The organism is Acrocarpospora pleiomorpha (genome assembly GCF_009687885.1).
In the GTDB taxonomy this organism is placed as follows: Bacteria; Actinomycetota; Actinomycetes; order Streptosporangiales; family Streptosporangiaceae; genus Acrocarpospora; species Acrocarpospora pleiomorpha.
On record NZ_BLAF01000060.1, the window covers coordinates 58,643 to 70,153 of the forward strand.

The window sequence follows — 11,511 nt, forward strand, 5'->3', positions numbered from 1 at the left end:
GTTAAGTGCGCGAACTACTGCTGGGGCTCGGGCTCGGCCTGGGTGCCGGACTCTCGCCGGGGGCCCTGCTCAGCCTGGTGATCACGGCCAGCCTGCGCGGCGGCTTCCCGGCGGGGCTGCGGATCGCGTGCGTTCCGCTCCTGTCCGACCTGCCGGTCGTGCTGCTCACGATCGCCGCCGTCGGCGCGCTGCCGGAGGCCTTCCTGCGCGGGCTGTCCCTGGCCGGTGGGGCATATGTCGTGTTCCTCGGTGTGCAGGGCTTGCGTGACGCCCGCACGGCCGAGCCGCCTCGTCCGGGCGACGGCGTGCCCGCCCAGGTGCTCAGAGGCGTGGTCGTCAACATGCTCAACCCGCATCCCTGGCTGTTCTGGGCCACCGTCGGCGCGCCGATCTTCGTCGCCGCCTGGGACGCCGGACCGGCGGGCGCGGTGGCGTTCGTGTTCGGCTTCTACCTGATCCTGGTCGGCTCCAAGGTGGGGCTGGCCGGGCTGATCGGCGCGGGGCGGCACCGGGTGGGCGTGCGCGGCTACCGCCTGCTGCTGGCCGCCAGCAGCCTGCTGCTCGCCGGCGCGGGCGTGGTCCTCATCGTCTCCGGGCTGACCTGACCCGGCTGTGCCGAATGCTGTAGAGGTGGTACACGACCACGCCGAGGGCCATCCAGACGACGAACCGCACCCAGGTCTCCACCGCCAGGTTGAGCATCAGGTAGACGCAGGCCAGCACCGCGAGCGCCGGTAGCCACGGCACCAGCGGCATCCGGAACGAGCGCGGCAGGTCCGGACGGGTCCGGCGGAGAATGACCACCCCCACGGACACCACCACGAACGCGAACAGCGTGCCGATGTTCACCATCTCCGCCAGCACGCTCAAAGGGATGAACCCGGCCAGCGCAGCCGTGACCACCCCGATGATGATCGTGATCTTGTACGGCGTCCGGTACTTCGGATGCACGCTCGCCAGCCCCCGGGGCAGCAGCCCGTCCCGGCTCATCGCGAAGAACACCCGGCTCTGCCCCAGCATCAGGATGAGGATCACCGTGGTCAGCCCCGAGATGCCCCCGACGCTGATCACCCCGGCCAGCCACGGCTGCCCCGCCGCCTTGAACGCGTCCGCCAGCGGCGCCGTCTCGCTCAGCTGGGAGTAGTGCCGCATGCCCACCACCACCAGCGACACCGCCATGTACAGCACCGTGCACACCGCGAGCGAGGCGATGATGCCGATCGGCAGGTCGCGATGCGGGCGGCGGGTCTCCTCCGCGGCGGTGGCGACCACGTCGAACCCGATGTAGGCGAAAAACACCACGGCCGCCGCCGTGAAGATCCCGGCCACCCCGAACACGGTGGGCGTGACCCCGAACAGGACCTGGATCAGCGGCGCGGCCAGCCCCGACGCGCCCTCGGTGGACTTGGCGGGCGGGATGAACGGCGTGTAGTTGGCGCCGTTGACGAAGAAGAGCCCGGCGAAGATGACCAGCAGGATGACGGCCACCTTGATGGTCACCATGACCAGGTTGAACCGGGCCGACATCTTGATGCCGGTGACCAGCAGCCAGGTCAGCAGCAAGACGACGATCACGGCCAGGTAGTTGAACGTCCAGCCGCCGACCGAGGCGACCGGCAGGGTGACGCCAAGGCTCTCCACCACCGAGACGAAGTAGCCGGACCAGCCCACCGACACCACGGCCGCGCCGAGCGCGAGTTCCAGCATCAGGTCCCACCCGATGATCCAGGCCGGGAACTCGCCGATCGTGGCGTAGGCGAAGGTGTAGGCCGACCCCGCCACCGGCAGTGTCGAGGCGAACTCGGCGTAGCAGAGCGCCGCCAGCGCGCAGACGACCGCCGCCACCACGAACGACAGCGCCACCGAGGGCCCCGCGTAGTTCTTGGCCGCGATGCCGGTCAGCGTGAAGATGCCGCTGCCGACGATGACACCGATACCGAACACGGTCAGGTCGAGCGCGCTCAGCGTGCGTTCCAGGCGATGCGTCCCGCCTTCGGCGTCCTGGATGGACTGCTCGACCGACTTGGTGCGGAAGATATCCACCGGCGCCCCCTGATCAAGACACTTCCCGGCCGGGCGCGCCAGAATCGGCGCGCTCGGCAAAGGAGTGCCGGGGAACGGCGGATCAGGTCAGGGCGGGGCTGCGCTTGGCGATCCCCTCGGTGATCTCCCGGGCCAGGTCCTGGCCGGTCAGCCCGAACTCGGCCAGCAGCTTCGGCCGCTTCGCGTGATCCAGGAACCGCTGCGGAATGCCGTAGGTCCGCACCGGGACGTCCACGTCCGCGTCGCGCAGCGCGCGCGCCACCGCGTCGCCGCTCGCGCCGACCCGGCCGTTGTCCTCCACCACCACGACCAGCTTGTACGCCGCCGCCTCCCGGACCAGCTCGGGATCCAGCGGCATGACCCACCGGGGATCCACCACGGTGACGCCGATCCCCTGCGCGGCCACCAGCGAGGACGCCTCCAGGCAGACCTCCGCCATCGGGCCCACCGCGACCAGCAGCACGTCCTTCTCGGCGGGGGCGGCGCGCAGCACGTCCATCCGGCCGAGGGTGGCCACCGGCTCGAACTCGCGGACCACGGCGCCCTTCGGGTAACGGATCACCGAAGGGCCGTCCGAGATGTCCAGGCACTCCCGGAGCAGCTCCCGCAGCCGGGACGCGTCACGCGGGGCCGCCACCGACAGGCCCGGGATGACCTGCAGGATCGACAGGTCCCACATGCCGTTGTGGCTGGGCCCGTCGTCGCCGGTGACACCCGCCCGGTCCAGCACGACGGTGACCGGCAGCCGGTGCAGCGCCACGTCCATCAGCAGCTGGTCGAAGGCCCGGTTGAGGAAGGTCGAGTAGACCGCGACCACCGGATGCAGGCCGCCCAGGGCGAGCCCGGCGGCCGAGGTGAGCGCGTGCTGCTCGGCGATGCCGACGTCGAAGATGCGGTCCGGGTACGCCTCGCCGAACTCGGCCAGGCCGGTCGGGTGCAGCATGGCGGCGGTGATCGCGACCACGTCCTCCCGCTCCGCGCCGATGCGGACCATCTCCTCGGTGAACACGTTCGTCCACCCGTACGCCTTCGGGGTCTCCTCGCCGGTGACCACGTCGAAGGGCTGCGGGGCGTGGAAGCAGTCCTCCTCGTGGTTCTCCGCCGGGGTGTAGCCGTGGCCCTTGGTGGTGAGCACGTGCACGATGACCGGGCCGCCGAAGCCCTTGGCCTTGCGCAGGGCGGTCTCCACGGCCTGCTCGTTGTGGCCGTCGATGGGGCCGACATACTTCAGGCCCAGGTCCTCGAACATGGCCTGGGGGGCGATGATGTCCTTGATGCCCTTCTTGATGCCGTGCAGCGTGTCGTACAGCACCGGGACGTTGCCGAAGCGGTCCTTCACGAACTCCAGGACCTGCTCGTAGTTCTGGGTGACCCGGAGTTTGGCCAGGTGGGTGGCGAGGCCGCCGATCGTGGGCGAATACGACCTGCCGTTGTCGTTGACCACGATGACCAGCGGCAGGTCCTTGTTGGCGGCGATGTTGTTGAGCGCCTCCCAGGCCATGCCGCCGGTGAGGGCGCCGTCGCCGATCACCGCCACCACGGTGCGGTCGCGCTGGCCGCGCAGCTTGACGGCCTTGGCCAGGCCGTCGCCGTAGGAGAGCGCGGTGGAGGCGTGCGAGTTCTCCACCAGGTCGTGCTCGGACTCGGCCTGGCTGGGGTAGCCGGACAGGCCGCCCTGCTGGCGGAGCGTGCCGAACCGGCCGGCCCGGCCGGTGAGCATCTTGTGCACGTAGGACTGGTGGCCGGTGTCGAAGACGATCGGGTCGTGCGGGGAGTCGAAGACGCGGTGCAGGGCGATGGTCAGCTCGACGACCCCCAGATTGGGGCCGAGATGTCCACCGGCGCCCGATCCCGCCACGGACGAGACGAGCAGGTCGCGGATCTCCGCCGCGAGCTCTGGCAGGTCCCGCGGGTCAAGTCGTTTGAGGTCGTGCGGTCCGCTCACTGACTCCAGTAGCCCCACTGTCATCCTCCGGTTCGGCGTCGAACAGGCAAGAGTCTAGTTCTCCGTTCTCCTAACGCCTCCCCCACCTGGCAGCCAATCGTTTTGCCCCCTGTTGACTTGTCCCGTACGCTCCAGGTTTCGTGCGTATTCTGACTTTGCTGATCAGTGGAATGATCGGTGCCACTCTCCTCACCGGACCCGCGCATGCCGCGCCGGTTCCCACGGGCAAGGCCGCGCTCACCCACAACCCGCTGTACAAGACAGGCGAGTTCGACTGGACCGAGTGCAAGGAACTCGACCGGCGACCAGACGACCTCGACTCCTACAAGCTCTACCTGGACCACCTCCTCTCATGCCTGGATCGTTCCTGGGGCGAGGAGTTCAAGCAGGCGGGCCTGAAATTCAGCAAGCCGAAAGTCCGCTACATCACCAAGAGCGTGGCCACCGGCTGCGGCAAATACCCCATCAACTACGCGGCCGGTCTGTACTGCCCGGTCAACAAGACGATGTGGGTGGCCATCAGCAAGTGGCAGCTCGCCGACCCGGCCGAGTTCACCCTGTTCAACGTGATCGCCCATGAGTACGGCCATTACGCCCAGGATCGGGCCGGGATCCTGCCGGCCGCCATGCGCATGCAGAAGAAGGCCCCCAAGGCCAAGCAGTACGCGATCCAGCGCCAGGTCGAGCTCCAGGCCGAGTGCTTCGCGTCCGCGTTCATCGGCAGCGTGTGGCACTCGCTCGGCCGCGAGGAGTTCGACTTCCAGGACCTGATGGACCTGACCTACGGGGACGTGCTCCACGGCAAGACCAAGAACATCCGCTACTGGATGAAGCGCGGCTGGGACGGCAACGGCCCGAAGGTGTGCAACACCTTCACGGCACCGGCCGCACGCGTGTCCTGAGCGTGTGATGGGGCGTGGGTGGCGGTGCCACCCACGCCTCTTCTGTCACAGTTTTGTCGCAGGAATCAATATTTACTCTGCTTTACTCCTTAATACGGACTGCAATATGGTCTTGTGACCATGCGAACACCCCTTATCGCAGTAGGCCTCGGCCTGAGTGCCGTCCTGTTCATCGCGGGCACCGCGCAAGCCCAGCCGCAGGCGGCCCCCGCGCAGGCGCCGGTGGCGAAAGCGCAGGTCGCGCAGGCGGGCTTCCCCACCGTGCTGACCAAGAACAAGATCTACCGGTCTGGCGCGGTGGACCCGATCGCCTGCTCGCCCGCCGAGCCGCGCGCGGGTAGCGCGGCCGCCGTCAAGAGCTACATGCTCAAGGTGTATCGCTGCGTCAACCAGATGTGGGCGCGGCAGTTCAAGGCGGTCGGCTGGACCTACCGGGTGCCGAAGGTGGTCATCAGGACCAGCGGCACCAAGACCGTGTGCGGCAAGCTCACCAAGACCTACCGGGCGCACTACTGCTCGCAGAATCAGACGATCTACGCGATTCTCATGTCCGACGACGTCAAGGAGCCGTTCCCGCTGGTGCTGGCCAAGACCATGGCGCACGAGATCGGGCATCACGTGCAGCAGCGGGCGGGCATCCTGATGCCCTACTACAACCTGTCCTGGAAGGCCCGCACCAGGACCGCCAAGAACCTGCTCAGCCACCGGGTCGAGCAGCAGGCCGAGTGCTTCGCCGGGGTGTTCCTGAGCGCCGCGCAGGACTCACTGCCGGTCGACTTCGTCGAGTGGGACCACATCAACACCTGGGCGGCCAAGCACGCCAGCGACGCCTTGCACGGCAAGGGCCGCAGCCAGGTCTTCTGGCTGGAGCGCGGCTTCGACTCCGGCTCCCCGGCCGCCTGCAACACCTGGGTGGTGTCCAACGCCCGGGTCGCCTAGGTAGCGATCCTGGCCAGCACTTCCAGGGGGTCGGCGAGCACCTGGGCGAAAGCCAGCTCGGCGGCCCCCACAATGGTGGCGTCGTCCACCAGCGCCGAGGTGCGCAGCCGCAGTGACTCGCGGAAGGCCGCGAGGGTGCAGGTGTTGAGGCGGCTGCGCACCTGGGCGGCCGAGCCCAGGTAGATCTCGCGCAGGGTGCCCCCGAAGATCACGACTTCCGGGTTGAAGATGTTGACCAGGTTGGCCACCCCGAAGCCGAGCCAGTCGCCGACCCGGTGCAGCGCGTCCTGGGCGATGATGTCGCCCTTGTCGGCGGCCTCGACCACGGCTCTGATGCCGTCCCTGCCGCGCTCGCCCCGGGCCGAGCGGCCCGCGTGCTCCAGCAGGGCCCGCTCGCCGACCTCCGCCTCCAGGCAGCCGCGCGAGCCGCAACCGCACAGCCGCCCGTCGGGGTTGACCACCGTGTGGCCGACCTCGCCGCCGTATCCGGAGACGCCGCCGAGCAGCTGGTTGTTGACGATGATGCCGCCGCCGATGCCGACGTCGCCGTGCAGGTAGACCAGGTCGCGGCAGCCGACGCCCAGGCCGCGGGTGTGCTCGGCCAGCGCGCCCAGGTTGGCGTCGTTGCCTACCGCGACCGGCAGGCCCAAGGCCAGCTTGGCGGAAAGCGCCTCGCCGAAGGGGGCGTCCTCCAAGCCGATGTTGGGGGCGAATCTCACCACGCCATCGGATTTCCGTACCGCACCGCAGAGGGCGGCGGCGGCGCCGACGCAGACCGTGTCCGGGCGGACCTTGCGCTGCATCTGCCGGGTGAACCCGGCCAGCGTCTCGACCACCTCGGTCATATCGAAGGAGCCCCGCGAGGTGGCCGCTTCGCGCCGGTCCAGGATCACGCCGCCCAGCCCGATCCTGGCGGCGACCAGCCGGTCCACGCCCACGTCGAAGGCGAGCACGTAGAAGCGGCCCGACTCGGGCCGCACCACCAGAGACGGGCGGCCGGCCCGGCCGGTATCCCTGGGCAGCTCCTCGCGGACCAGGCCGGCCGCGGTGAGGTCGGCGGTGAGCGCCATGATGGTGCTCCGGTTGAGTCCCATCCGGTTGGTCAGCTCGGCCCGCGACGTCGGGCCGCCCAGGTGCACGTGCCGCAGCAGGGTGCCCAGGTTGTGACGGCGGATCTCCTCCTGGGAGGGACCTGCGCGTAACATTCGTTCTGCCTCTGGTGCCGTTCGGGGGTCTGGTGTCGCGCTCACCCTATCGACGGCCGGAGGCGGACGCCCGCTTGCGGGACAGCGCGTCCACACCGGCGGACAGCAGCAACACCGCGCCGGTGACGACATACTTGACGCTCGCGCTGTAGCCCATCAGGCCCATGCCGTTGATGACCACCGCGACCACCGCTCCACCGAGCAGCGCGTCCAGCACCCGGCCCTTGCCGCCGAACAGGCTGGTGCCGCCGATCACCGCCGCGCCGACCGCGAACAGCAGCACGGTGCTGCCGCCGGTGTTGGGGTCCACCGAGTTGGCCCGCGAGGCGGCGATGATGCCGCCGATGGAGGCCATGAACGAGCAGATCACGAAGGCGGAGATGCGGATCCTGTCCACGTTGATACCGGCCCGGCGGGCCGCTTCCGCGTTCCCGCCGACCGCGTACACATGCCGTCCATAGGCGGTACGGCGGAGCACGAACGTCCACACGATGAGCAGCACCAGGATCACCGGCACCACGATCGGCACGCCGGTCAGCGAGATGATCGCCGGGTTGCGGCTGCGCTCCAGGTTGAGCACGTAGACCGCGAAGCCGGACAGGACCACGAGCGTGCCGACCCGGAACGCGATGATGGCGAACGAGTCGGCCACCAGCCCGCGGGCGGCGCGCCGCCGGACCTGGGTCAGCTGGATGCCCGCGTAGACGACCACGCCGACGGCCAGCAGCACCCAGCCGAGCAGCGGGGACAGGTTGCCGTTGGCGACGGCCAGGATGGTCTCGTCCCGGATCGAGACGTTGGTGCCCTCGTCCAGCAGGATCAGCGCCACGCCCTGGAAGGCCAGGAAGGCGGCCAGCGTGACCACGAAGGACGGGATGCCCAGCTTGGCGACGAGCGCGCCGAGCACCAGGCCGATGAGCACGCCGGTCACCATCGCGGCCAGCACGGCCGTGTACCACGGCCAGCCCTCGTTGGTGAGCAGCACCGCCATCACGGCCGCGCAGACGCCGCTGGCGAATCCGGCGGACAGGTCGATCTCGCCCAGCAGCAGGACGAAGACCAGGCCCATCGCGATCACGGTGACGCCGGCGCCCTGGGTGAACAGGTTGGCGAAGTTGATCGGCGACAGGAACGACGGGCTCAGCGAGGCGAAGACCGCGCACAGGACGACGAGGCCGATCACCGCGGGGAGCGCGCCGAGGTCGCCGCCGCGCACCCGCTCGAAGTAGTCCCGGACCTGCGAGCCGATGGCCGGAGCGCTGGTCTGCTCGGGTCTGGTTGTCGTCGTCATGCGCTTGCTCCGTTGCCGGTTGGCAGGCCGAGCTCCCCGCTGCGTCCGGCCGTGATGAGTTCCACGATCTGGGAGTGGGTGACCTCGGAGGTCTTGACCTGGGCGGCCATCCGGCCGAGGTAGAGCGCCGCGATCCGGTCGGACACGGCGAAGACGTCATTCATGTTGTGCGAGATGAGTACCACGGCCAGGCCGTTGTCGGCCAGCCTGCGGACCAGTTCGAGCACCTGCGCGGTCTGCGCCACGCCGAGGGCGGCGGTCGGCTCGTCCAGGATGACGACCTTGCTGTTCCACAGCACGGCCTTGGCGATGGCGACCGTCTGGCGCTGGCCGCCGGAGAGGCTGGAGACGTGCTGGCGAAGCGACTTCACCGTGCGCACCGAGAGCCCGGCCAGGGTCTTGGCGGCCATCTCCTCCATCGTGTCCTCGTCCAGCACCAGGCCGCTCTTGCGCTCCCGGCCGAGGAACATGTTCTGCACGATGTCGAGGTTGTCGCAGAGCGCGAGATCCTGGTAGACGATCTCGACACCCATCGCGGCGGCGTCCCTTGGCCCGCTGACGTGGACCTTCTCGCCCTCGAAGAAATACTCCCCCGAGTCCATCGGGTGGATTCCGCCGATGCACTTCACCAGCGTGGACTTACCGGCGCCGTTATCGCCGACAAGTGCGGTCACCTCTCCGGGATACACCGAAAAAGCGACATCGTGAAGGACCTGCACGGGGCCGAAGCTCTTGTCGATTCCGCGCAGTTCCAGGACGGGTGCCTGGGACATGGGCTCTCCTGGTTCCACAGTGGTACGGCTTGCGCCCTTTGACTGCGATGCTTCGGGCGCAAGCCGTACCAGACGGAATGAAACTAGCTGATTCCGGCCTCGGTGCACTTCTCCGCGAAGTCGGCGGTGCAGACTTCTTCCTTGGTGACGAAGCCGTCGGCGATGACGTCCTTGACGCTGTCGAAGAAGATGGCCTTGGGCACCAGGAGCACGGCGGGGACGTCCGCGCCGGTCTCGGTGTCCTTGACGGTGCCGCTGGCGGCGGGCTTCTGGCCCTGGGCCAGGCCGATGGCGAGCGCGGCGGTGGCGTCGGCCTCCTGCTTGACGGCCTTGTAGACGGTCATGCACTGGTCACCGGCGAGGATGTTCTGCAGACCCTGCACGGTGGCGTCCTGGCCGGTCACCGGGACCTTGCCGTTGAGCTTGTTCTTCTTCAGCACCGAGATGGCGGCGTTGCCGAGACCGTCGTTGGCGGCCAGCACACCGGCGATCTTCGGCTCCTTGGTCAGCTGCTGCTCGAAGATCGTGCCGGCCTGGGCGTTGTCCCAGTCGGGCACGGCGTCGGCCGGGCCGGCGACGTACTCACCGGAGTCGTACTTCGGCTTGAGGACGCTCTCGTAGCCCTCCTTGAAGAGGGTGGCGTTGTTGTCGGTCGGCGAGCCATGCAGCTCGGCCACGACCGGCTTCTCCGCGCCCTGGTCGGTGAGGCACTTGACCAGGCCCTCGCCCTGCAGCTTGCCGACGGCGGTGTTGTCGAAGCTGACGTAGTAGTCGGCGTTGCCGCCGAGGGTCAGGCGGTCGTAGTCGATGGTCGCGACGCCCTGCGCCTTGGCCTTGTCCAGGACGGCCTTGCCGGTGCCGCTGTCCAGGTTCACGATCGCCAGCACGGTGACGCCACCGGTGATCATCTGGTCGGCGATGGTCTGGAAGGCGGTCTTGTCGCCCTGCGCGTTCTGGATGTCGTAGGCGACGCCGGCGGCCTTGAAGGCCTCTTCCAGGTACTTGCGGTCGGCGGTCTCCCACCGGGCCGAGGACTTGCTGTCCGGGAGGATGACGCCGATCTTGCCGGGCTTCGCGGCGGCGGCCGAGGAGGCGGGCGCGGCGCTGCTCGACGCACCCGTCTCACCGCTATCGCCCCCGCACGCGGTGAGGCCGAGGGAAAGTGCCGCGACCGCGGCGATGCTGAGGATCCCCTTGCGCATGATGCGTGGGTCCTTTCTCTGGCTGGGGGTCTATGGGGGGTGGGAGTCCATCACCGAAGTGGTGAATGTTGTTTGGGACAACGTAAGCCAGGAGCAAAGGGGGAGGTAGACACAGGACGGTAACGTTTGTTGTCCGGGGTAACAATGAAGAAACATAGGACGAGTCGATCTTCAGCCAGCACGTCCACCTCCCGATCACCTACCGGACGTTCCCAGTTAGCCACCAGATCACGCTGGGTAATCGAAATCTCTTGCGAGCGTAATCACTTGGTTGTATAGTCTTCGCGTAGCCAGAGATGTAGAGCGATATGTAGACCAGATGTAGACCACCTGGGAGTGGGTGCGTAGCCTCGTGCTTATGAGCACCGAGCAGAAGACGACGACGATCCGGGTCAGCGTCATTACTCGCGACAAGATCGCGCGATACGCCCACGAGGAAGGCAGACCCATGACCGAAGTGCTCGAAGAAGCCATCAAGGACTACGAGAAGAAGAAGTTCCTTGAGCGGCTTGGAGAACAGATGGAACGGACCAGGCGTGAGGACCCGGAGGGTTACGCCGAATACCTGGCCGAATTCGAGATCTGGCAGGGGAAGCCCTCCCACCGCATAGCGCCCGAATGGGAGGGCCTGATCGACTTTCCGGAGTGGTATGACACGTCGTACCTGGAGGGAGCAGGGCGCAAGGAGGAACAAGGAGGCAAATGAAGGTTCAGCAGGGGGAGATCTGGTTCACCAACCTCGGCGACCCGATCGGCACCGAGCAGGGATCCGAACGCCCAACTGTGATCATCAGCAGCGACGATTTCAACCGCATCAGCCGAGATCTCGTCATCGTGGTGCCGCTGACGACACGGGATCGGGGGTGGGAGAGCCATATCCCTGTCTCGTTGGATCAGACTCGGCTGAGAAAGCCAAGCTGGGCCATGGTGCAGCAAGTCCGGTCCGTCTCGATCGAACGATTCAGATTTCCCATGGGCCGAGTGTCGAACGAGATGGTCGATCAGATCGTCTCGATGCTCGGCCGACTTCTCTGACCGCACTGGCACCGGTAGACCCCAGCGGGTGGCATGGCGAGGGCGGGCGAAGCCCGAAGGGAAACGACGAACTGGGCGGGTGGGGACAACCGCCAGCCTCCGGCCATCGATTCATGCCCGACACCACGGCGATGGCGGGGGCGGGCGGAGCCCGGAGGGAAACAACGGGCTGGGTG

At 67.9% G+C, this 11,511-nt stretch carries 11 protein-coding genes; 5 read left to right on the forward strand and 6 right to left on the reverse strand.

Going from position 1 to position 11,511, the window contains the following annotated elements:
• The first annotated feature begins 5 nt into the window (after window positions 1-5).
• The gene (locus tag Aple_RS39130; protein WP_155349813.1) at window positions 6-605 is read left to right on the forward strand and encodes a LysE family translocator; all 600 of its coding nucleotides are present in this window, start codon (window positions 6-8) and stop codon (window positions 603-605) included.
• Here Aple_RS39130 and Aple_RS39135 read toward each other — a convergent pair.
• Both Aple_RS39135 and dxs read right to left on the reverse strand, forming a co-directional pair.
• Window positions 583-2,043: an amino acid permease gene (locus Aple_RS39135; RefSeq protein WP_155349814.1), complete on the reverse strand. Its 1,461-nt coding sequence runs from the start codon at window positions 2,041-2,043 to the stop codon at window positions 583-585. The two genes, Aple_RS39130 and Aple_RS39135, sit on opposite strands and share 23 nt — an antisense overlap.
• Before the next feature lie 82 nt (window positions 2,044-2,125).
• Window positions 2,126-4,006, reverse strand: coding sequence for a 1-deoxy-D-xylulose-5-phosphate synthase (gene dxs / locus Aple_RS39140; RefSeq protein ID WP_155349815.1), 1,881 nt, complete (start codon window positions 4,004-4,006; stop codon window positions 2,126-2,128).
• 122 nt (window positions 4,007-4,128) lie between these two features.
• Between dxs and Aple_RS39145 the strand changes: the two genes are divergently transcribed.
• Window positions 4,129-4,890 (forward strand): neutral zinc metallopeptidase, encoded by a 762-nt coding sequence (locus Aple_RS39145; protein WP_170321894.1) that lies wholly within the window; start codon window positions 4,129-4,131, stop codon window positions 4,888-4,890.
• 120 nt (window positions 4,891-5,010) lie between these two features.
• Entirely contained in the window at window positions 5,011-5,829 is an 819-nt protein-coding gene (locus tag Aple_RS39150) for a neutral zinc metallopeptidase (protein WP_155349817.1), read from the forward strand.
• On the opposite strand, the gene Aple_RS39155 is transcribed toward Aple_RS39150, so the two are convergent.
• The 4 genes from Aple_RS39155 to Aple_RS39170 all read right to left on the reverse strand — a co-directional run bounded on the left by Aple_RS39155 (window position 5,826) and on the right by Aple_RS39170 (window position 10,300).
• Window positions 5,826-7,034, reverse strand: a complete 1,209-nt coding sequence (locus Aple_RS39155) for an ROK family transcriptional regulator (protein WP_218038730.1) — start codon at window positions 7,032-7,034, stop codon at window positions 5,826-5,828. The two genes, Aple_RS39150 and Aple_RS39155, sit on opposite strands and share 4 nt — an antisense overlap.
• 46 nt (window positions 7,035-7,080) lie before the next feature.
• Window positions 7,081-8,325, reverse strand: a complete 1,245-nt coding sequence (locus Aple_RS39160) for a sugar ABC transporter permease (protein ID WP_155349819.1) — start codon at window positions 8,323-8,325, stop codon at window positions 7,081-7,083.
• Window positions 8,322-9,098 carry an ATP-binding cassette domain-containing protein gene (locus Aple_RS39165; protein ID WP_155349820.1) on the reverse strand — a complete coding sequence of 259 codons (777 nt, stop codon included), beginning with the start codon at window positions 9,096-9,098 and terminating at the stop codon, window positions 8,322-8,324. The genes Aple_RS39160 and Aple_RS39165 overlap by 4 nt, the downstream gene beginning before the upstream one ends.
• An 83-nt stretch (window positions 9,099-9,181) precedes the next feature.
• Window positions 9,182-10,300, reverse strand: coding sequence for a sugar ABC transporter substrate-binding protein (locus Aple_RS39170; RefSeq protein WP_155349821.1), 1,119 nt, complete (start codon window positions 10,298-10,300; stop codon window positions 9,182-9,184).
• 358 nt (window positions 10,301-10,658) lie between these two features.
• On the opposite strand from Aple_RS39170, the gene Aple_RS39175 reads away from it, so the two are divergent.
• Both Aple_RS39175 and Aple_RS39180 read left to right on the forward strand, forming a co-directional pair.
• Window positions 10,659-11,006: a hypothetical protein gene (locus Aple_RS39175; RefSeq protein WP_155349822.1), complete on the forward strand. Its 348-nt coding sequence runs from the start codon at window positions 10,659-10,661 to the stop codon at window positions 11,004-11,006.
• A complete protein-coding gene (locus tag Aple_RS39180; RefSeq protein ID WP_155349823.1) occupies window positions 11,003-11,335 on the forward strand; it encodes a type II toxin-antitoxin system PemK/MazF family toxin in 333 nt (110 codons plus the stop codon). Before Aple_RS39175 ends, Aple_RS39180 begins: the two co-directional genes overlap by 4 nt.
• The last annotated feature ends 176 nt before the right edge of the window (window positions 11,336-11,511 follow it).

Coding starts and splice junctions, on each gene's coding strand:
- Aple_RS39150 (WP_155349817.1), top strand. CDS start 5,011: ATGCGAACACCCCTTATCGCAGTAGGCCTCGGCCTGAGTGCCGTCCTG.
- Aple_RS39155 (WP_218038730.1), bottom strand. CDS start 7,034: ATGTTACGCGCAGGTCCCTCCCAGGAGGAGATCCGCCGTCACAACCTG.
- Aple_RS39160 (WP_155349819.1), bottom strand. CDS start 8,325: ATGACGACGACAACCAGACCCGAGCAGACCAGCGCTCCGGCCATCGGC.
- Aple_RS39165 (WP_155349820.1), bottom strand. CDS start 9,098: ATGTCCCAGGCACCCGTCCTGGAACTGCGCGGAATCGACAAGAGCTTC.
- Aple_RS39170 (WP_155349821.1), bottom strand. CDS start 10,300: ATGCGCAAGGGGATCCTCAGCATCGCCGCGGTCGCGGCACTTTCCCTC.
- Aple_RS39175 (WP_155349822.1), top strand. CDS start 10,659: ATGAGCACCGAGCAGAAGACGACGACGATCCGGGTCAGCGTCATTACT.
- Aple_RS39180 (WP_155349823.1), top strand. CDS start 11,003: ATGAAGGTTCAGCAGGGGGAGATCTGGTTCACCAACCTCGGCGACCCG.